This window comes from Chryseobacterium sp. JJR-5R, assembly GCF_034047335.1.
Classification (GTDB): Bacteria; Bacteroidota; Bacteroidia; order Flavobacteriales; family Weeksellaceae; genus Chryseobacterium.
In genome coordinates, this window is sequence record NZ_CP139137.1 from 736,138 (window position 1) to 757,979 (window position 21,842).

A 21,842-nucleotide genomic window follows, 5' to 3' on the forward strand; every position below is an offset into this window, starting at 1 on the left:
CTGCTGGTTCAAAACTGAGGCTAACAGTAACAGTAAGCACGGTAATTAAAAACTCAATCCCACGCCTCCCGAAATCCTTCCGCCGTCTTCACCGGTGAAGTAATCCAGTCTTGCAGAGAACGTTTCCAGGATATTCATCCAGAATCCGGCTCCGACACCCTGGTGCCATTTATCAGAACTTTCACGGTCCATCCAGACCCTTCCGATATCATAGCCGACCAGTATACCCATATTGACAGGGACAATGTTGTTTTTGATACGCCCGAAATCCCAACGGACTTCTGCATTATTTACCAGATAGGATTTCCCTGCAAACCTTTCGTTTCTATAAGCACGCATGGCATTGTTTCCACCGATGGCGGCTGCCTGGTAAAATTCAAAATTATTATTGTTGATAATCATGGCATTGGTAGAATTGGCGAACACAAACCGGCCTCTTTTATCAATTCTGCGGAACAGGTTCATTGTTCCCTGGAATGTAGCGAAGTTCTGGTCGAATTCCGAAATATTGGCTTTCCAGCCTGCCTGTAGAGCCAGTTCAAGGCCTAAGGTAGGAAATGCCTTGTTATCTAAATTTCTAAAGCTGAAAGAATAATTGGCTCCGGCAAACTGCTGCCCGTTGAAAACCTCCGGATTGACGTCGGGTGAAACAGCGATAAAACGGTCGTCATTCCGCTGTACATCAGCATGTTCAAAGGTGAGCTGGAACTGATGCCTCAGGTTCAGCCAGCTGGTTGTGGAAACCGAGGGTGCAAATTTAAACTGTGAAATCCGTACCCGGTTATAATTGCGGTCTACTGCATCTTTATCATATTCGGTTTCGTTACCCAGTCCGAAAAATGTTCTTGCGAAAAACGGTGTGGTGTAAGAAGCATCAATCCCGGCATCCCAGCCTCCGATCGCTTTTTTGAAGATCCCTTTATAGCCCAGGTTAAATCCGCCTGTTGCAGTATAGACATTGGCCCTGAGGCTGTGCTTCTGCGTATATGGGTCACGGACAAAATTATTGACGGTATAATTGGCAACAAAACCTAAAATCACGCCGTCGTCCGGGTTGAAATTGGCATTCGGATAGCCTGCAAAGAAATTGTATTTCGGACGTTTCCAGTCGTAGGTATTGGCATCGTAATCATTGGTAATATGCTTTGAGGCAGATTTTGCATTGTAGGTGTTTTCCTGTGATTTAAAATCATAAATCTTTACATTGCGTCCTTTTTCTACATTATAGGTGTCTTTATTGTAGCCTCCGATCAGGCGGATATTGGTTTTGGATTTACCGTCTCCTGAAACTTCATACACATCATTGTCTTCCAAACCATAGATCCAGAGTTCTTTGGTTTCCTTACCGTCGTAGGTTTTTTCAAAAACCAGTTCCTCAGATTGGTCTTTGTTGATTTTGTACTGTTTTACCTCAACTGAATTTTCATTTTTAACCACCACGAATTTATCAGGATTCACGGTTCCGGCCAGCTGCACTTTTTCCTGCAGGATATGGTAATATTTTACCGCAGAGTTTTCAATACCGGCTTTTCTCAGCTTCAGTTTCCTCTGAATATCGGTGATGGTTTCATCCTGGACTTCCTGTGGGAGGTTTCTAAACGCTTCATCAATATCAGTATCGGTCAGGTTCTGCTGAATATACTGGGCCTGGGTAATCCAGTCCTGTTCTGAAGAGCCTTTCAGAAGGATCATATCCAGCGGATACGGTTCCCTGTTCATCCAGCGGACGTTTTTAATTTCATCTTTAAACGATTTCATGTGACGGATCACCGGAATGTTCATCACGACCTTAAAAGCAGCTCCGTCATAATTACTGAATGCCTGGTCATGGTCTCTCGGAATTGGTTTATAGATGATTTTATCTCCCTTCTTATATTCTGCCCATTTCCACTGGTCTTCATGGCGGTCCCAGTCGCCGATCATCATATCGAAGATCCTGGCCCGGATATACTGCTCCTGGTCTACAGAGTATCTGCTGTCTTTCCTAAGGTTTTTCAGAACATCGTCGGTTGACAGGATGTCAGAAGCATTGTCAAGGTATTTTAAGGTTTTAGGATCGGAAGAAAAGCGTTCTTCAATCATATAAAGCTCATCGCCGTAATTTTTATTGTACTCGCCCAGGGCTTTTTGCTTGGGTACGTAATACAGTTCCGGATTGCTATGGAAAAGATCTATTTTCTCAGCCATATTGTTCACGGAAAATACAGTAAAAGGATGGCTGGTGGTATAAAAATCAAGCAGGAACCTGTCCGGGAACGTATTGTTCAATTCGTTTCCGAATGTATTTTTTCTGAAGGCCATGGCATTAAGGAAACGCACTGCGTTCTTCTTTACGCCGCGCATCACAAATTCCTGTCCGTCTTTTGATTTAAGGCGAAGGTTGTTCGACTGGTTTCCGCCGCCTTCCCTGAAAGGTTCATAGCCGCCGTTCATTTCAGAAAGATTGGCTGTTCTGGCATTGACCGGAAGCGCATAATATTTTCTGTAATGGTTCCCCCAGAGCCAACGGTAGATCTTGCCTTTGCTGGTTAACCGTTCGGTATAAATCGACGAAGTCTGCATCGAAGGAAAAGCCGAAGGATAATTATTTTCAAAAGGCTGCGGTTTGGAAATGACTGAAATCTGCGTCAGCTTTTCCAGTTCATTGTTTTTTGTTGAAAAATATTCAACATCGGAGCTCAGGTCTTTTCTCAGGTTCAATACGGCAAATCCGCTTCCGCCATACGAGAAATCGGTATTGTTGACGATGGTTGCCGGATCGGTTTTGGAACCTGCGCCGCTGATGATCTGCCTGATGTTGTTGTTTTTATGATACTGCAGATTATGGTCGTGCCCGGAAACCAGGATGATATTTTCTTTATCCTGAATAATGCTTTTGATCCGGTTGGCAAATTCTGCGTAATGGACATTGCTCAGGTCTTCCATGCTTGCTCCGGAAGAGCTTCTCAATGTTGTGGCTATCGTGGCAAGGCCCGGAACCGGAAGCCTTCCGTTAAATGCCGAAAGATGGGATTTTGCTGAGTTGAATCCTGCATGGACACCGGAACTGATAACCGGGTGGTGCATGGCTACAATAATTCTCTTATCCTGATTTTTTATGATCAGATCTTTAAATTCAGCGTAGAAATCTTCCCTTGTTTTTATATCACAGCCTTCATTAATTCCCGGCTGCTTATCCCAATTGATCAGGGCCCATTCGGAATCTACCACAATCAGCTTGACATCTTTGGTAAGGTTAATGTCATCGATGGGACAGGAATTTCTGGGAAGAAAGGCTTTTTTATCGTCCAGATAGGATTTTACAAACTTTTCCTGTGCTTTCAGGCCATCAAGCCCTTTGTACCAGTCGTGGTTTCCAGGGATGACCAGTGTCTTACCTTTGAAGTTTTTTACGATGGCAAGCTGTTCTTCCAGTTTCTGGCGGGCCAGGTCATAGCCTTTGTCTGAGGGTGCAGGCATACCGAGCGGGTAGATGTTGTCTCCCAAGAAGATCAGCATAGAGTTCTGGCCGGCGCTTTCGAGCTGCGTTTTCAACAGGTTCAGGGTATTCCGGCCCTGTTTCTGATCTGCATTCCCGGCATCGCCAATTAAGAAAAGTTTAAAGTCATTTTCGGATTTTACAGCAGAAATTTCTGTCTCGGATAAGTTTTTGCCTTTTTTTACGTTATAGGTTGCGCAGGAATAAAGCACTCCTGCAGACAATACGACCTTAAGGACAACGGACGTATTTTTTAAATGAGTTTTCGAGGATAAATTCATAAATTTACAATAACAAAATTCCGGCCATGAGCATTTTACAGAAAGCCAAAGATTACGTTGAGATCTTATTCAAAGATAAGTTATCTTCGGTATATTTTTATCATAATTTTATACATACCACCTATACGGTAAATAAAGCGGAAGAAATTATGAGAAGTACGCCTGTTTCCGCGGAAGACCAGGAAAAAGTGCTGTTGGCGCTGTGGTTTCATGACGTAGGGTATATTAAGTGCGCACAGAACCATGAGGAGAACGGTGTAGAAATTATGAAAGATTTCCTGAGCAAAGAAAATTTCAGCGAAGAATACATCAATAAAGTGGCCCGGCTGATCCTTGCCACACAGATTACCCATCAGCCGAAGGATCTTCTGGAGGAGATTGTAAAAGATGCAGACTGCAGCCATTTTGCAAGCCATGATTATAATGATATTGCCGATGCCCTGAGAAAAGAATGGGAGCTTACCAACGTACGATGCTTTTCCAATGATGAATGGAATGAAGGGAATCTGGATATGCTGAAAAACAAGCACCGGTTTTACACAGCCTATGCAAAAGAGAACTGGCAGCCCCTGAAAGAAAAGAACATCAGGAAAATCGGGAAAAAGCTGGAAAAAGAAGACAGCGGAAAAAAAGAGCCTTCTGAAAGCAAGAAAGATAAAGAACCTAAATCTGACCGCAGTGTAGATACTTTATTCAGGATTACGCTGGGCAACCATACACGGTTAAGCGATATTGCAGACAGCAAAGCGAATATCCTGCTTTCGGTGAATGCCATCATTATTTCAGTCTGCCTGTCCGTATTGGTTCCCAAACTGGATACGCCTAAAAATTCACATCTTATCATTCCGAGTTTTCTCTTGCTGCTGTCCAGTGTCATCACGATCATCTTTGCTATTTTATCAACAAAGCCTAACGTGACAAAGATAAAATTCACACCTCAGGATATTGCCGACAGGAAAGTCAACCTTCTGTTCTTCGGTAATTTTAACAGGATGCTTTTTGATGATTTTAATGTTGCGATGAAAGACCTGATTAACGACCGGAACTATATTTATGATTCGATGGTGAAGGATTTATATTTCCTGGGAAAGGTCCTAGACCGGAAATACAGGCTTCTCTCGACAACATATAACATCTTTATGGCCGGTATTGTCATTTCAGTGTTGTCTTTTGCTTATGCTTTCCTTACACTTTGATTAAAGCCGGGTTAAGCTGAAACGATATACAGAACTCATTCATTCACGGATGGGTTTCATCTTTATGCCAGGGAGACCCTGAGGGCGAGAAGCCCTGTAATTCCCTGCAGGTCTTCGACTTTTAAAAATTCAATGTCATTCTGAAGGATGTCCTTTTTTTGAAGCTTGCCGATGTATTCCAGGTATTCCCTCTGGTTTTCCATCCCGAAATAGACGATGGTTATCTTCCCCGGACATGTTATCCTGTCCGAAGAGCCTTTTACATGCGCTTTGTCAAGCCTTTTTTTGATAATTTCATAGTAAGAATTATACGCTCCGTCCACATCAAACCGTTTTTCATCCATGCGGAACCGGATATCGATTTTTTCATTGTACACGAAGATCAGAGAAGCAATATCCAGGGGAACCGCCAGGTCTTTCCTGAAGTTCCGGAATTCACGTTCCATGCTGCAGATGGTCTTCAGCTGCCAGTATCTCAGCCGCTGTACTACTTTTGAAGTGTAAGGCAGCTCCGGGGCAATATTCTGGCCTGAATATAACGTATGTTCTACACCGTCGGATTTAAATCTTTCGTAATAATGCGGGAAAATCAGCTGGGCTTCGGCCTGGCCTTCGTCCAGCATATCTGCGAGCTTCCTGTTGACCAAAGTAATGGAATTATCCAGTCTTTTCCGGCTGGAGTAAAACAGGTCGTTCTGGGTGTGGATCTGGGCAAAATAATCCTTGATCTTTGCCTTTGCCTCACTGGACGTTTTAATTTCCAGTTTCGCCTGTAAAAACGGGTGGATTTCCTCTCTTAACAGCCTTTGGAAGCGCTGTTCGCTGTCTGCTTTTATTTCATTATTCAGCTCGTTTGCAAAAATTTCAATGGCAAGTATGTATTTCTCCGAATCTGCCGTGATCAAAGAAAAAATCCCGTGAAGGCAGCCGATCTGCCGGTTGAGGTCTTCCAGCATCAGGTGAAAACGTTTTTCCGAGGAAGAGCGGATGTCTGAAAACCCGAAAAGCGGCGTAAGGTTTTTAAAAGTAATCTGTTTTAAGGTATATATTTTTTTGGACAGCGAGGCATTGAAGTATTTCTCAGCCTCATTCCTGAACTTCCATACCACACTGTTATGAATGCTGGTATATTCCCTTTGGATAATGGCCTCGATCTGATAGTTTTTCTCGAAACTGAAACGGTTCAGCGAGAATAAAATCATATCCGTAAAAAACTCCATCTTTTTAAGCTTTAATCCGTTAAAGCTGCTTTTGACCGGTGATGTGAATTCCATAATGGCCAGCAGTTCATTGTCTTTCATGATCGGGATGACCATAAAGCTGTTGATGTTATTGTCTTTTAATATTTTGAAAGACGGGAGGGACCGAATTTCCTGATCCAGGTTCTCTACATTGGAAATGACAAAGGGCTTTGAATTATAATTGATATTGCTGAAGGTATTTTTCCGTGTTTCCTCATCAAAAGCATTGATCCAGAAATCCAGGATATGGTGGGTAAAAAGGTTTTCATAGATCGGAAGCTTCTCCAGGCGCTGATCTTTTGTATTGAAGAGCATCAGCCCGAAATTAAGTTCAGGCACGTCAAAATAAGACTTGAAGATTTCAATCAGGTTTTCGTCAGGGGAAAGATTTTCCGGGTCAATACTGATCATGCTGGACTTCAGATCTGATAAAGCGACTTCCGAGGTGCAGTCTACCAGGGAAATAATGGTAAAGCCTTTCAGGATCCAGGATTCGTTTGGGAAATATTTTTTCCAGAGTGTAATGTCGTCCAGGTTTTCCAGCAGCATGTCCAGTATTCCATCGGACGGTATTTTTGTGCCTTCGGTAGGATATACTTCAGTAAAATCTGAGTTTACCGTGATTTTGTAATGTTTCATGATTCCCTGCCGGTTCGGGATGTCATAATAAAAGGGCAGCGAACTCCTGATGTCCCTTTTGAAGTAGCTCTGAACAATCAGGCAGCAGCAGAATACGTAAAATTCATCATCATCAATATTCCTGAGCTCTATTTCAAAATCTTTTCCGGCATCTTTAAGGATGTTTTTAAAACGTTCGGTATAATTGAACGTAATATTGGAAAGCGGAATGCTGGCTGCCTTTATTTCATTGTTGGTAAGCCCGGTAGGGAAGAGGTCTGCCAGCAGAAGCCTGATGAGGTCTTCATGTTTTTCAAGCAGGGAGACATCCTGAAAGCCGTCCCTGAGTTCCCGGAAGTTTCTGGTTTTGTCAATCAGGGATTCAGCATAGCTGGCACGGTATTCCAGACGGTCGTTATACCGGATATGTTCGAGGATATCCAGATATTTTTGAAACGAAATGTGAACCTGAAATGGAGCGTCTTTCTTGTAAAGATTTGCCACAGCTGAAATTTAGAGTAAAGTTATAAAAAAACCACAACAGGGACGTTGTGGTTTATATGATTTGTCGTGACTTTTTACAGCCCGAACTGTCTTGCAAATAAATCAGGATAAACGCCCAGTACAATGATTGAAGCAATGATGCATACGGCAACAATATTATAGGTAAGCGTTACTTTTTCTGAGGACTTGAATGAGCTTTCTTTGAAGAAGAACATGGCAATGATCAGTCTCAGGTAATAAGCGATGGAAACCGCAGAACCCAAAACGGCGATCAGAACCAGAAAAGCAGCACCGTTCATCGCCTGGGAGAACAATGCGAATTTACCCATGAAGCCGGCTGTGAGCGGAACTCCTGCCATGGAAAGCATGGAAATGGCCGCTACGGTTGCCAGTAAAGGTTCAGATTTTGCCAATCCTTTGAAGGCTCCGAAAGAGGTTTCCCTTTTCAGTTTTTCCACATAGATCAGACACATGAAAACGCCCACTGTCGATAAGGCATAGGCGAACAAATAAAAGGCTAGGTTATAAGGAGAAAGGCTTGTAATCCCGAAAAATACCAGCCCGATATATCCTGCATGCGAAACCGAAGAATACGCCAGCATCTTTTTGGCATTGGTCTGTGCAAGTCCCATTACGTTGGCCAAAAGCAGAGTGATAATCAGGAATACACCGAAAACATTGATCCATTCATTCGTCACGCCCGCAAATCCGATTGTCATCAGTCTGAACAGCGCGAAAAATCCGGAGATTTTTACCACGCTGGCCATGAAAGCCGTAATCAGGGAAGGTGCCCCGTAATAGACATCCGGGCTCCACATGTGGAATGGTGCCAACGCTACTTTGAACGCCAGTGCACAAAGAATCAGCAATACCCCTAAAATGAACATAACGTCCTTAGGGTTTGACATCCCGAAATCATGAATGGTATATAAATCGAAACTTCCCGTGCTTCCGTAAATAAAAGCAATACCGAAAAGTAAAAAACCTGTGGCAAATGCACCCATCAGGAAATATTTGATGGAGGCTTCATTTGATCTTAAATCTGTTTTATTGGCCCCTGCCATAACATATAACGGGATGGAAAGGATTTCTATTCCAAGGAACAGCGTAACCATATTCTGGAACCCGAAAAGGATAATCCCGCCGCAAAGCGCAAAAAGCATCAAGGCATATAATTCAGATTGGTGGCTCCTGTGGTTGCTGAATGCAAAGCCTCCTAAAAAGAACAACAGCAAAGTGGTAACCAGGGATATTTTGGTAAACAATGCGGTATTTGCAGTATAGTCATACATATGCCTGTACTGTTCAAAAAATGCATTTTCCGGCATAAAGCTTACAAATAATGCGATGATTAATCCCAGAATCCCAATGTACCTTGCGAATTTCCCCTGTTCGAAAACGCCTGAAAATAACGCAACAACTGCCGTTAGAAAAACAATAATTAAAACACTCATAATATAGATTTGAGATGCGAGATATGAGACATGAGATAAAAATTCTGATTTCCCATTTCCTGATCTGCTAATTTTTTAATTTTTAAATCTTTTAATTTTTTAATTGGCCATTGCCCCGTAGATAAACCTTACCGAACTGCTTACCATATCGATAACCGGCTGCGGGAAAATACCCAATACAATGACAAAAACGGCCAGACTTGCCAGTACGGAAAATTCCACTGCGGATAAATCTTTCGCTGTGCTTAACACCGCCTCGTCACCTTGCCCGAACATAGCCCTTCCGTAGAACCTCAACAGATAAGCGGCCGCAAAGATAATGGTAAGGCCTGCCAGTACTGCAGCAGTCCCGTTAAAATCATAAACCGCTTTCAGCAGGATAAATTCCCCGATGAACCCGTTGGTCAACGGAACGCCCATAGAGCCTAATATGATAACCAGGAACAGTACGGCAAATTTAGGGGCCACTTTTGCAAGCCCGCCCATTTGTCTGATGTCTCTTGATTTAAATCTTTTATACAGGATGTCACAGCAGTAGAACAGCCCTACCACGTTAATCCCGTGCGCAAAAGTCTGTACCAAAGCGCCTTCAGCCCCTTCAATATTGAAAGTTCCTCTCAATGTAACCATAGCGGAAGCAAAAATACCGGCTACCATCAATCCTACGTGAGAGAAGGAAGAATAGGCAATGATCCTTTTCATGTCAGTCTGGATAATTGCGATCCATGCACCGTGTACAATCCCTATAATGGCCAGGATGATAACAATCTGTCCTGAGATTCCGGCAATCGGGATCGGAGTGATCGGTAACAGGTAACGCATAACCCCGTAAATTGCCATCTTCAGCATAATCCCTGACAGAAGCATGGATCCCTGTGTAGGTGAATAGGTGTAGGTATCCGGCTGCCACGTATGAAGCGGGAATACCGGCAGTTTCACTGCAAAAGCAAAGAAAATAAACCAGAATACCACGGTCTGCTGGGTTTCGTTCAGCTGGGCATTGTACAGATCAGTCAGTGCAAATGAAGCGGAATGGTTGTATACGTAAATCAGTCCGGCCAACATGAACAGCGACCCTACGAAAGTATAGACAAAGAATTTCGTGGTGAATTCAAACCTTTTATTTTCCTGACCCCAGAGCCCGGCAATAAACCAGATCGGAATCAAGGTGACTTCCCAGAAAATATAGAACAGCAATCCGTCCAGCGAAGTAAACACACCCACAAGCCCGAACTGCATCAGCAGGATCAGACCGTAGAATGTATTTCTGTAGCTTACATTCTCGTTAAAGGAAGATAATATAATGATCGGCGCTAAAATATTGGTCAGCAGCAACAGAAGCATGCTCATCCCGTCAACACCGAAATGCAGCGTACTTTTAATAAACTGTGACCAAGGATACGTGATTTCATACTGCAGCTTACTGTCTACGGTCGGACCAAAATTAAAATCCGACAGCATATAAAATGTAAGGAGCATCTGTACCAACGCAATTCCCAATGCCAAATACTTACTGGAATTGTTTTTCCAAACAAAGACCAATCCCGAACCTACAAGAGGTAATAGCAATAATGTTATTAACAAACCCGACATTATTATGGTAATAAAAAGTTAACAATTAATATAATTCCCACCGCTAAAGACATGATCAGAATGTAATTCTCTACATTTCCGTTCTGGATACGCTTCATGGCTTTTCCGCTGTCTTCAGCGCCTTCACCGATAAAGTCTACCAGACGGTCGAGAATCCCTTTATCAAACATCCTTCCTCCGCGTCCTAATCCTTCAATGGTTTTTACAACCAGTGCATTGTAAAGTTCATCAACATATAATTTTCTGGCAGATAGTTTTTCCCATCCTGTATACATATCTTCCGGCAGCGCCTGCTTTTTCTTATTTACATACGTATTTTTTACCAGGAACCATACAGAGAAGAACATTAAAACCGTTGCTCCCAACAAGATCATCTCAGTTCCGAAAGGCACTCCTGAAAGGGTGTTTTCCATCTGGTTAAAGCTTTCTTCGGTAAGAACCGGCTTCAGCCATTCCATCAGTTTCGCATAATGGCCGTGGCCGATGAAATGCGGAAGGTTGATAAGACCGCCCACTACAGAAAGAACGGCAAGTACGATCAAAGGAATCGTCATGCTGGAAGGGCTTTCATGCAAGTGGTGTTTCTGTTCTTCAGTACCTCTGAAATCTCCGTGGAAGGTCAGGTAATACAATCTGAACATATAGGTTGCCGTAACAGCCGCTAAAACAAACAGCATAAACCAGTATACCGGGTTTTTAGCAAAAGCCGCCACTAAAATTTCATCTTTGGAAATCATCCCCGACAATAAAGGAAATCCTGAAATTGCCAGTGTCCCGATCAGGAAAGTTGCGTGGGTAACTGGAATGTATTTTTTAAGGCCTCCCATGAAACGCATGTCCTGTTCATTGCTCATCGCATGGATTACAGAACCAGCTCCGAGGAATAACAGCGCTTTAAAGAACGCGTGTGTCATTACGTGGAACATTGCGGTAGTATAAGCGCCCAGACCTAAAGCGATGAACATGAATCCAAGCTGTGAAACAGTAGAGTAGGCCAGTACTTTTTTGATGTCGTTCTGGCGGAGTGCATAGAATCCTGCCAAAGCTGCCGTTATAAATCCGATTAATAAAATCCCATCCTGAACGGTAGGTGCCAAAGTAAATAAGAAATTGGATCTTACCACCAAATAAATACCTGCCGTTACCATGGTTGCTGCGTGGATCAATGCAGAAACAGGCGTAGGGCCCGCCATTGCATCCGGCAGCCACGTATATAAAGGAACCTGAGCCGATTTTCCGGTAGCCCCAATAAATAAACTCGCGGTGACAAAAATAATAATACTTCCGTCCAGCTCAAATTTCCCGGCATTTTCTCTTACCGAAAGATAATCTACTGCGTTGGTTTGTGAGGCAATCATAAAGATACCGATCAGTAACGCAAGGTCACCGATTCTGTTCATAATGAATGCTTTTCTTGCCGCTTTACCGTATTCTTCATTGGTATACCAGAACCCGATCAGTAGATAGGAGCAAAGACCTACACCTTCCCATCCGATAAACAGAATCAGGTAGTTGCTTCCCATAACCAATAAAAGCATGGAAAAGATAAATAAGTTCAGATAGGTAAAGAACTTAAAGAACCCTTTATCATGGCTCATATATCCTATGGAGTACAGGTGGATCAGCGAACCGATTCCCGTAATGATCATTATCATCATTAATGAAAGCTGATCGATCTGAAACCCGAAGTTGATCTGGATCCCGTTTACCCTGAACCATTCAAAAGCTTTTACGATTACCGGCTGGCTTTCAGAATCGAAATTCATGAAAATGCTTACTGCGATACAGAACGGAATAAAAACCATTGCCGTAGCCAGGGAGCCCACCACTATTTTTGGGAGGCTTTTCCCGAATAGACCGTTTATAAGAAACCCTAAAAGTGGTAAAAGTATGATTGCATATACTAGATTTTCCATTCTTATCTATCCTCTTAATTTATTAAATATACTCACATCAACAGAACGGGTATTCCTGTATAGCATAGCAATAATTGCCAGGCCTACCGCTACTTCCGCAGCAGCCACCACCATAATGAAGAAAACCAGAAGTTGCCCGTCGCCGTTACCCCTGTAGGCTGAAAAAGCAGCCAGTAAAAGGTTTACCGAGTTCAGCATAAGCTCCACACAACCCAAAATAACAATCGCGTTTTTCCTCAGCAATACGCCCAACACTCCCAGACAGAACAATACTGACGAAAGAATGATGAAATAATTCAGAGGGACGCTTTGTATAAATGTATTTACTTCTCCCATAATTTATAAATCTTTTTTACCGATTAATACCGCACCTACAATCCCTGCCAAAATAAGGATGGAAGCAAGCTCAAACGGCAAAACATATTCGTTGAATAAAAGCCTTCCCAGATTCTTTGTAAGGCCTACGCCTTGATCTGCGTTCTCTACAATGACATGGTTGTCACTAACACCTCTAAATACGCCTAAAACCCCAATCAATAAAAGGCCTGCCGTAAAAACCCCGACAAATTTTAAAGTATTGTTCTTCTTGCTTTCGTCTTGTTTATTAAGGTTAAGCATCATCAGGATATAAAGGAACAGCACCATAATGGCACCGGCGTACACAATAATCTGAATAATCGCCAGGAACTGCGCATTCAGGAGAATGTACATGCCTGCAATAGAAAACATCGTTACAATTAATGACAGAACAGCATAAAGCGGATTTCTTGCGAATACAAAGTATACCGCACTCGCCACTGCTAAAAACGCCACCAAGAAAAATAAAAACTGATCCATTATTTTACCGCATTTTTTTGTTTCTCGGACTGTCTTTCAGTAATATCAATCCTTTCGTTTATTTTTTCAACCAATTTATCTTTTCCGTAAATGAAAGAACCTCTGTTGGTTTCCACATCCACCAGCCTGTCGGTAAGATAAATGGCAGATTTCGGGCATGCTTCTTCACACATCCCGCAGAAAATACATCTCAGCATATTGATTTCATATACCGATGCGTATTTTTCTTCCCTGTACAGGTCTTTTTCTTCTTTGGTTCTTTCGGCAGCCGTCATGGTGATGGCTTCTGCAGGGCATGCCACTGCACAAAGTCCGCAGGCCGTACATCTTTCTCTGCCTTCCTCGTCTCTTTTCAGAACGTGCTGACCTCTCCAGATATCTGCTCTCGGTTTCTGTACTTCCGGATAAGAATATACTGCGGGTGCACCTTTCAGTACGGTCCTTACAGCATGCTTGAATGTAATCCCCATCCCTGTAAAAATAGCAGGGAGGTAGATCTTTTCAGCAAGGGTCATTTCTTTATTGGAAACAACTTTTGATCTGTTGGTAAGTTTCATTTAATTATAGATGTTAGATGCCAGACATCAGATTTAGACTCATGTTGCCTGTTTGTTATCTTAATTTTTAATATATCCAAAGCTGAATATTTTTGATGTTATCAAATTGATATCAGCTTAATTCTCAAATTTATAGTGCCTTAGTTGGCAAACGCTAAAATAACGGCGCCTGTAACCAGAAGGTTAACCAATGCCATCGGGATCAGGGTTTTCCATCCCAGGTGCATCAGCTGGTCATATCTGAATCTCGGAAGCGTCCATCTGATCCACATAAAAATCAGGATTCCCACTACCGTTTTTGTCAGGAAAGCCACGATACTTAAGATTCCAGCCGTATTTTCTCCCCAGTTCTGGGTTACCCACTCAATTCCCGGATAATTGTATCCTCCGAAGAAAAGCACCACCATAAAAGCATTGGAAATAAACATATTCACATATTCTCCGAACATGTATAGTCCCAGTTTCATGGAAGAATATTCCGTAGAATATCCTGTTACCAGTTCAGATTCACATTCCGGTAAATCGAAAGGGTGCCTGTTGGTTTCTGCTAAAGCGGCTACAAAAAATATCAGGAATGCAATCGGCTGATAGAAGATATTCCAGTTCATCCCGGAAACCCATGGAATGAATCCCCAAAGTTTTCCTGTAGTCTGATTTTCAGTAATAACCTTTAAATCCAGACTTCCCGTCATCATGATGATAGAAAGCAGAGCCAGACCCATGGCCAGTTCATAGGAAATCATCTGGGAAGAGGCACGGATGGCGCCCAGTAATGAATATTTGTTGTTGGAAGCCCAGCCTCCGATCATGATTCCGTACACGCCGATGGAAGCCATCCCGATAATGAAAAGTACGCCGACATCAATGTTGGCTACCTGAAGGTCAAAAGAAGTCCCTCCGATGTTCAGGCTTTTTCCCCATGGAATTACCGCTCCTGTAATCAAAGAAATAAACATTACCAAGGAAGGTCCCAATATAAAGAGGAATTTTTCTGCATTGGCAGGGGTAAAATCTTCTTTAAAGAAAAACTTTCCGCCGTCAGCAAGAGGCTGCAGCAATCCGAAAGGCCCTGATCTGTTCGGCCCGATCCTGTCCTGCATAATGGCAGCCACTTTTCTTTCCGCCCAGGTAGAGTAGGCCGCTATCGTTAGGGAAAGCAGGAAAAGCGCCAGTACAAGTATCAATTTAAATGTAAGTAAATCCATTTTTTATTTATTTAGATAATAGATATCAGATGCTGGATGTCAGATTTTAAATCTGGTGTTTTATATCTGAAATCTTATGTCTTAAAGATTAAAATTATTTTTCGTCTTTTTCACTGATTTCTTTAGCCAGCGGATTGTCTAAAACCCTCAGTTCGTCTTTAGGCTTTTCATAGTGGTTCAGAGAAATTACAGAATGCCGGTCGATATGTCTTGGGCCTTCGATATTCCAGTCGCTTAAATTCTTTCTTTCAAAACGGCAGGTATCACATATGAATTCTTCCACTTCCCCCCATTGGTCTTTTCTGGCAGTTACCCTTACAATTTCATCACCTTTCATGTAAACTGTGGCTTTTCCGGAACACTTATCACATTTGCATGAAGCGTTCATCGGTTTGGTAAACCACACCCTGCTTGCAAAGCGTGCGGTTCTGTCTGTTAAGGCGCCTACCGGACAGACATCAATAATGTTTCCGATAAAATCATTGTCGAGTGCTTTATTCAAATAAGTGGAAATTTCCGCGTGGTCTCCCCTGAACAGGATTCCGTGTTCCCTGGTTTCTGTCAGCTGATTGGCCGTTAAAACACACCTTGCACATAAGATGCAACGGTTCATGTTCAGTTTGATATTCGGGCCGAGGTCATCCGCATCATAGGTATTCCTTTCAAACTCCGTTCTTGTGTTCTCATTCCCGTATTCGTAGCCGAGATCCTGTAAATGGCATTCACCGGCCTGGTCGCAAACCGGGCAGTCCAGAGGGTGATTAACCAGTAAAAATTCAGTTACGGCTTTTCTTCCTTCCTGGGCTTTATCAGAAGTAAGGTTTTTTACTTCCATGCCGTCCATTACATTGGTTCTGCAGCTTGCCACCAATTTGGGCATAGGGCGCGGATCTGCTTCAGATCCTTTGGATACTTCCACCAGGCACGTTCTGCATCTTCCTCCACTTGCTTCCAATTTGCTGTAATAGCACATTGCAGGAGGTACGGATTTTCCGCCGATCTGTCTGGCAGCTTCCAAAATAGAAGTTCCAGGCAAAACTTCAGCAGTCTGTCCGTCTATAGTTATTTTGAATTTTTTAACCTCTTCGCTCATATTCTATGCTTTTGCTTTACCGCCGGAGCAGTGAAGCGCTGTTTAATTATACTTCTTCGTATTAAATGTATATCCGATCCCAAAATCCAGCTCTCCGTACACAAAATCCTGTGAAGCCTTGTCCGGCTTATTGTTGAGTGTTGTTTTGATATCCGGCATATTAATGTATCCGAATTTACCTTCTACCTGAACCACAATATGTCTGATGGCCACTAAACTAACGGCTGCTCTCGCATCAGCCCCGAAGCCTGCCAGATGAAACCGGTCGCTTCTTTCATTGCCCATCAGCTGTACGTTTGATTTAGGCAATAATGCTCCGATTCCGGCTCCGTAGCTTACAAAAAGATCAAAGTTCTTTTTATTCAGAACATTATGGTATTTTTGGGCTCCTATGTTAATATAGTTCAGACCGTCCGTGTGTTCAAATGTCAATAACTTGGCATCACTTAAATCTACTTTTCCATTCTGCACCAGGGAAGCGTATTCAGGATTATTAATATATCCTTTTACGTTTACCGTCTGGTCCTGATCCATTACATATTTCATATGGTCCATTCCTAAAGTAATCCCCAGATTATCTTCAGGAAAATATGTAATTCTGTAGTTCACCTGCGGAATTGTAATTGAGGTAGGATTAAAATACGTTCCCCAATCAAATTTCGTCTGTCTGTCATGGGCTGAAACATTATTCAGCTGAAAATCATATCCGTCTCCCTTAAAATGGATATCTGATTTTGAGTATACTGAATTATTCCATCCCCAGAATACCATCACTGATCCTTTCTTAAACGGATCCACGTGACTTTTTTGAGCTTTAACGCCCACTATTGCTGTTACCACTAACAGCAATAAATACTTTTTTATCACCTCTAATTTATCTTCTTACTACTTTACTCTTAAGAATTAACCGATGGTACCGGAATAGGATCTGCATAATTTGCCAGACCGTAGTTTTGTGTAAGACACAGTTCCGGGTTTTTAACATGCCATTCGAATTCATCCCTGAAATGACGGATTGCCGCCGCCACCGGCCACGCTGCTGCATCACCTAGCGGGCAGATCGTATTCCCTTCTATTTTTCTCTGGATATCCCAAAGCAGATCGATATCTTCCATTTTACCCTGTCCGTTTTCGATCTTTTTTAAAATTTTGTGCATCCATCCCGTACCCTCACGGCATGGCGTGCACTGTCCGCAACTTTCATGATGGTAAAATCTTGCTAAAGTCATGGTATGTTCTACAACACACTGGTCTTCGTCCAGTACAATGAATCCTCCTGAACCCATCATGGTTCCGGTAGCGAAGCCACCGTCTGCCAAAGATTCGTAGTTCATGTATCTTGGTTCTCCGTTTACGGTTTTAAGCAGTAAATTGGCAGGAACAATCGGTACTGAGCTCCCTCCAGGGATGCATGCCTTCAGTTTTTTTCCGTCTTTGATTCCGCCGCAGTATTCATCAGAATAGATGAATTCTTCTACGGTAATGGTCATGTCAATTTCATACACACCCGGTTTGTTGATGTTTCCGCAGGCCGAAATCAGTTTCGTTCCTGTGGATCTTCCTACGCCAATTTTAGCATATTCCGCTCCTGTAATATCAATGATCGGAACAATAGCTGCAATCGATTCAACATTGTTTACTACCGTCGGTCTTTCCCAAAGCCCTTTTACAGCCGGGAACGGCGGTTTCAGTCTCGGGTTTCCTCTTTTCCCTTCAAGGGATTCAAGCAATGCCGTTTCTTCACCGCAAATATAGGCACCTCCGCCTCTCTGAACATAAATTTCACAATCGAAACCGGTTCCTAAGATATTTTTACCCAGAAATCCTGCTGCTCTGGCTTCTTCAATGGCTTCTTCCAGAATATCAGGAATCCATGAATATTCACCACGGATATAAATGTAAGATACATTTGAACCTAAGCAGTAAGATGAAATCAACATTCCTTCAATCAGCAGGTGAGGAAGGAATTCCATCAGGTAACGGTCTTTAAAAGTCCCCGGCTCAGATTCATCGGCATTCACCACAAGGTGTCTCGGAACGCCTTCCGGCTTTGCCAGAAAGCTCCATTTCATTCCCGTAGGAAATCCGGCTCCTCCACGTCCTCTGAGTCCTGAAGCTTTTACTTCTTCAAGGATTTCGTCGGGTGTCATTTTAAGGGCTTTCTCTGCTGCCCCATAGCCTCCCTGTTTACGGTAGGTTTCCAGGTAGCGGATGCCTTCTACATGTGCATCTCTAAGTAAAAGTTTTTTACTCATTTTTATTTGCTTATTGCAATCAGCCTGTAGCTTTTTGCATTAATTAATATTAAAATTTAATTATTTAAAATCTAAAATGAAGAATTTAAAAACCGTATTAATCCAAAGCAAGCTGCCCTTCCCTGCAAAGATCAAGGATTTCGTCTACTTTCTCTATGGTTAAATTTTCATGAAAGAATTTTCCCAGCTGCATCATTGGGGCATATCCGCATGCACCCAGGCATTCGGCAGGCTTTAAGGTAAACATACCGTCTGCTGTGGTTTCCCCGTCTTTGATGTTCAGCTTGGTCCTGATATGGTTGAGTATTTTTTCACTTCCGGAAACCATGCAAGGCCCCGTTCTGCAAACTTCCAGGACATATTTCCCTACCGGCTTCATATTGAACATGGTGTAGAACGTGGCTACCTCATATACTTCGATAGGTTTGATACTCAATAATTCCGCAACATAATCCATTACCGGAACATCTAACCAGCCTCCGAATTCTTTTTGTGCCAGGTGAAGTACAGGAAGAAGGGCAGATTTCTGTCTTCCTTCGGGATATCTTGCGATAATTTTATGTACCTGTGCTAAACTTTCCGGTGTAAAAGCTATTGTTTCGCTCATATTTAAAGATTTTAGATTTTAGATTTTAGATTTTAGATGAAAATCCTGTTCTAACAATCCTATCAATTTTATAATGTTTATATATAATAATTTTAGATTAATTTAAAATTCATAATCTAAAATTTATAATTTCAATTATGCGTCCAGTTCTCCAGCAATAATATTCATGCTGCACATCGTAACGATGGCATCAGAAATCACAGAACCTGTAATCATTTCAGGATAAGCTTGGTAATAAATGAAACAAGGCCTTCTGAAGTGAAGCCTGTACGGGCTTCTTCCGCCGTCGCTCACCATGTAGAATCCTAATTCACCGTTTCCGCCTTCCACGGCGTGGTAAACTTCACCTTTCGGTACATCGGTCTCTCCCATTACAATTTTAAAATGGTAAATCAGTGCTTCCATTTTCTGATACACATCCGCTTTTTCAGGAAGGTAGAAGTCAGGAACATCCGCATGGAACGGTCCTTCCGGAAGGTTCTCATAAGCCTGCTTGATGATTTTTATCGATTCCCAGATTTCCTGCTGGCGCACCATAAACCGGTCATACGTATCACCTGCAGTTCCTACAGGAATGATAAAGTCAAAATCCTGGTAAGAAGAATAAGGCTGTGCTACCCTTACATCATAATCAACTCCTGCTGCACGTAAATTCGGACCGGTAAAACCATAGCTTAATGCTCTTTCTGCAGAAATTGCTCCTGCACCGATGGTCCTGTCCATGAAAATCCTGTTTCTTTCCAGTAAAGTACAGAACTCTTTGAATCTTGCCGGGAAGGTTTTCAGGAAATCCTTGATCAGCTCATGGAATTTAGGGGTGAAGTCTCTTTCAAAACCGCCTATTCTTCCCATATTGGTCGTCATTCTCGCTCCGCAGATCTGTTCGTACATATCGTAAATACGTTCTCTTTCGATGAACATATAGGTAAGTCCGGTAATTGCTCCGGCATCCATTCCGGTGACCCCGTTGCAGATCAGGTGATCCCCGATCCTTGCCAGCTCCATTAAAATTACACGCATATAGTCTACGCGCTTCGGAACTTCAACACCGATCAGTTTTTCTACGGTCATATGCCATCCCAGATTATTGATAGGCGCAGAACAGTAGTTCATACGGTCGGTAAGCGTCGTGATCTGAGCATAATTCCTTCTTTCGGAAATTTTCTCAAATGCCCTGTGGATATAACCTACCGTCTGTTCTGCATGAAGGATTCTTTCTCCGTCCATCGTTAAGACATTCTGGAAGATCCCGTGTGTGGCAGGGTGCGTAGGCCCCAAATTGAGGGTATATAACTGCCCGTCAATCTGTTCCTTGCTTTCGTACTGATTAAGTATATTGGATAATGAGTTATCTTTCATAATTTAAATGCTTTGGGCTCTAGGCTTTAAGCTTACTGCTTGCTGCTTATTGCATTATTTTATCTTCCGAACATGGCATCGTCCTTATCTGTTCTGGTACCGTCTTCAAGGCGGTATTCCTTCAGCATCGGGTGGTACCCCAGATCTTCCATATTTAAAATGGGGCGCAAATCAGGATGTCCTTTGAATTTAATTCCGAAAAAATCATAGGTTTCCCTTTCCATCCAGTTGGCTCCGGCGTACAATTCTACGAGAGAGTCAACTTCAATATTTTCCCTGGACATAAAGATTTTCAGACGCAGCCTGAAATTGGTCATCATGTTATGAAGGTGGTAGACTACCCCGATTTCTTTTTCAGGAAATTCAGGATAGTGAATTCCGCATATATCGGTAAGGAAATTAATTTCCAGTGATGAATCTTTAAGGTAATGGATGATTTTTTTAATGCCATCCTTTTTTACTTCAACCGTAAGCATTCCATAGGGCTCAGAACTTGAGATGACAGAATCAGGAAATTCTCTTGTGATGGCTTCTAATACAAATTCGTTTGTCATTCCCGTTAGTTGCTTATGTTGTAAGAATCTAATAATTTCTGGTATTCAGGCATATCCCTTCTTCTGATGCTTTCGCTTTCTGCCAGTGCCTGAACCTGCATTACACCTTCGATAATCTGCTCCGGTCTCGGCGGGCATCCCGGAACATATACGTCAACCGGAATAATTTTATCAATACCCTGCAACACGGAATAGGTGTCAAAAATACCACCGCTGCATGCACATGCGCCAACGGCAACCACCCATTTCGGCTCAGCCATCTGGGTATAAACATCTTTCAGTACAGGTCCTAATTTTTTAGCAATTGTCCCGCAGACCATCAGCATATCCGCCTGTCTCGGTGAGAAAGAGTTTCTTTCCATACCGAATCTGGAAGCGTCGTAGGTGGGATTCAGCGTCGCCATAAACTCGATACCGCAACAAGAGGTTGCGAACGGCAAAGGCCAAAGCGAAAATTTTCTGGCCATCCCGATGACGCTGCTCAGTTTCGTTGCGAAAAAGCCTTCTCCTTCAAATCCTTCGGGAGCAGGTGCATCTGTTCTTATTATTGGTTTGTTATCTGACATTTGATTGATTTAAGATTTAATTTTTAGATTAAAATTCAGTGTTAAAGTTAGCTGTAACACCCGCTTTTATATCTAAAATGATCATTTAAAATTTCTATCTCTTATTTATCCCAGTCTAAAGCACCGCGTTTCCAGACATAGAAAAATGCCATAAAGAAAATTGCGACAAACATCAGCACAGCCAGGAATCCTTCCATTCCGAATTCTCTGAAGTTTACGGCATACGGATAGAAGAATACGATTTCAATATCGAACAGAACGAACAATACCGCTGTTAAAAAGTATTTAATGGAAAACGGCGTCCTCGCATTTCCTTCTACCGGGATTCCACATTCCCAGCTTTGGTTTTTCACGGAATTTCCCTCTTTCTGTTTCGGGCCTAAAAAATGCGCTCCAAGCAGAGAAATCGCCACGAATCCTATCGCGACACCTGCCTGTATAAGGATTGGAATATAACTTTCAGGTAAATTCATTTTTGCATTATTATCTCAATTTGCAAATTTAGGGAATAAAGAAGAAAGCATGAAA

18 protein-coding genes are annotated in these 21,842 nt (G+C 42.5%); 1 reads left to right on the top strand and 17 read right to left on the bottom strand.

Annotated features, from left to right (window positions below; translation table 11 throughout):
- Positions 1–45: 45 nt before the first annotated feature.
- Entirely contained in the window at positions 46–3,759 is a 3,714-nt protein-coding gene (locus SD427_RS03465; RefSeq protein WP_320559912.1) for a metallophosphoesterase, read from the bottom strand.
- Between the two features lie 26 nt (positions 3,760–3,785).
- On the opposite strand from SD427_RS03465, the gene SD427_RS03470 reads away from it, so the two are divergent.
- Entirely contained in the window at positions 3,786–4,955 is a 1,170-nt protein-coding gene (locus SD427_RS03470) for a Pycsar system effector family protein (protein ID WP_320559913.1), read from the top strand.
- 62 nt (positions 4,956–5,017) lie between these two features.
- On the opposite strand, the gene SD427_RS03475 is transcribed toward SD427_RS03470, so the two are convergent.
- From SD427_RS03475 to SD427_RS03550, 16 genes are all read right to left on the bottom strand, one after another.
- Positions 5,018–7,318, bottom strand: coding sequence for a GAF domain-containing protein (locus SD427_RS03475; protein WP_320559914.1), 2,301 nt, complete (start codon positions 7,316–7,318; stop codon positions 5,018–5,020).
- A 74-nt stretch (positions 7,319–7,392) separates the two neighbouring features.
- The gene (locus SD427_RS03480; RefSeq protein ID WP_320559915.1) at positions 7,393–8,772 is read right to left on the bottom strand and encodes an NADH-quinone oxidoreductase subunit N; all 1,380 of its coding nucleotides are present in this window, start codon (positions 8,770–8,772) and stop codon (positions 7,393–7,395) included.
- A 99-nt stretch (positions 8,773–8,871) separates the two neighbouring features.
- On the bottom strand, positions 8,872–10,365 hold the full coding sequence (locus SD427_RS03485; protein ID WP_320559916.1) for an NADH-quinone oxidoreductase subunit M: 1,494 nt from the start codon (positions 10,363–10,365) through the stop codon (positions 8,872–8,874).
- A gap of 2 nt (positions 10,366–10,367) precedes the next feature.
- On the bottom strand, positions 10,368–12,281 hold the full coding sequence (gene nuoL / locus SD427_RS03490; RefSeq protein WP_320559917.1) for an NADH-quinone oxidoreductase subunit L: 1,914 nt from the start codon (positions 12,279–12,281) through the stop codon (positions 10,368–10,370).
- A 6-nt stretch (positions 12,282–12,287) separates the two neighbouring features.
- Entirely contained in the window at positions 12,288–12,617 is a 330-nt protein-coding gene (gene nuoK, locus SD427_RS03495; protein WP_027386769.1) for an NADH-quinone oxidoreductase subunit NuoK, read from the bottom strand.
- Between the two features lie 3 nt (positions 12,618–12,620).
- The gene (locus SD427_RS03500; RefSeq protein ID WP_320559918.1) at positions 12,621–13,118 is read right to left on the bottom strand and encodes an NADH-quinone oxidoreductase subunit J; all 498 of its coding nucleotides are present in this window, start codon (positions 13,116–13,118) and stop codon (positions 12,621–12,623) included.
- Positions 13,118–13,675, bottom strand: a complete 558-nt coding sequence (locus tag SD427_RS03505; protein ID WP_056218098.1) for a NuoI/complex I 23 kDa subunit family protein — start codon at positions 13,673–13,675, stop codon at positions 13,118–13,120. Before SD427_RS03505 ends, SD427_RS03500 begins: the two co-directional genes overlap by 1 nt.
- Before the next feature lie 140 nt (positions 13,676–13,815).
- On the bottom strand, positions 13,816–14,880 hold the full coding sequence (gene nuoH / locus SD427_RS03510; protein ID WP_320559919.1) for an NADH-quinone oxidoreductase subunit NuoH: 1,065 nt from the start codon (positions 14,878–14,880) through the stop codon (positions 13,816–13,818).
- A 94-nt stretch (positions 14,881–14,974) separates the two neighbouring features.
- Positions 14,975–15,973 (bottom strand): 2Fe-2S iron-sulfur cluster-binding protein, encoded by a 999-nt coding sequence (locus tag SD427_RS03515; protein ID WP_056218093.1) that lies wholly within the window; start codon positions 15,971–15,973, stop codon positions 14,975–14,977.
- Positions 15,974–16,015: 42 nt separating this feature from the next.
- Positions 16,016–16,819, bottom strand: coding sequence for a hypothetical protein (locus SD427_RS03520; RefSeq protein WP_414017714.1), 804 nt, complete (start codon positions 16,817–16,819; stop codon positions 16,016–16,018).
- 50 nt (positions 16,820–16,869) lie between these two features.
- A complete protein-coding gene (nuoF, locus tag SD427_RS03525) occupies positions 16,870–18,228 on the bottom strand; it encodes an NADH-quinone oxidoreductase subunit NuoF (protein ID WP_320559920.1) in 1,359 nt (452 codons plus the stop codon).
- A gap of 97 nt (positions 18,229–18,325) precedes the next feature.
- Positions 18,326–18,835 carry an NAD(P)H-dependent oxidoreductase subunit E gene (locus SD427_RS03530; protein ID WP_320559921.1) on the bottom strand — a complete coding sequence of 170 codons (510 nt, stop codon included), beginning with the start codon at positions 18,833–18,835 and terminating at the stop codon, positions 18,326–18,328.
- 135 nt (positions 18,836–18,970) lie between these two features.
- Positions 18,971–20,194, bottom strand: a complete 1,224-nt coding sequence (gene nuoD / locus SD427_RS03535) for an NADH dehydrogenase (quinone) subunit D (protein ID WP_320559922.1) — start codon at positions 20,192–20,194, stop codon at positions 18,971–18,973.
- A gap of 59 nt (positions 20,195–20,253) precedes the next feature.
- The gene (locus SD427_RS03540) at positions 20,254–20,748 is read right to left on the bottom strand and encodes an NADH-quinone oxidoreductase subunit C (protein WP_320559923.1); all 495 of its coding nucleotides are present in this window, start codon (positions 20,746–20,748) and stop codon (positions 20,254–20,256) included.
- 5 nt (positions 20,749–20,753) lie between these two features.
- Entirely contained in the window at positions 20,754–21,314 is a 561-nt protein-coding gene (locus SD427_RS03545) for an NADH-quinone oxidoreductase subunit B (RefSeq protein WP_320559924.1), read from the bottom strand.
- A gap of 101 nt (positions 21,315–21,415) precedes the next feature.
- Entirely contained in the window at positions 21,416–21,787 is a 372-nt protein-coding gene (locus SD427_RS03550; protein WP_056218068.1) for an NADH-quinone oxidoreductase subunit A, read from the bottom strand.
- Positions 21,788–21,842: the final 55 nt, after the last annotated feature.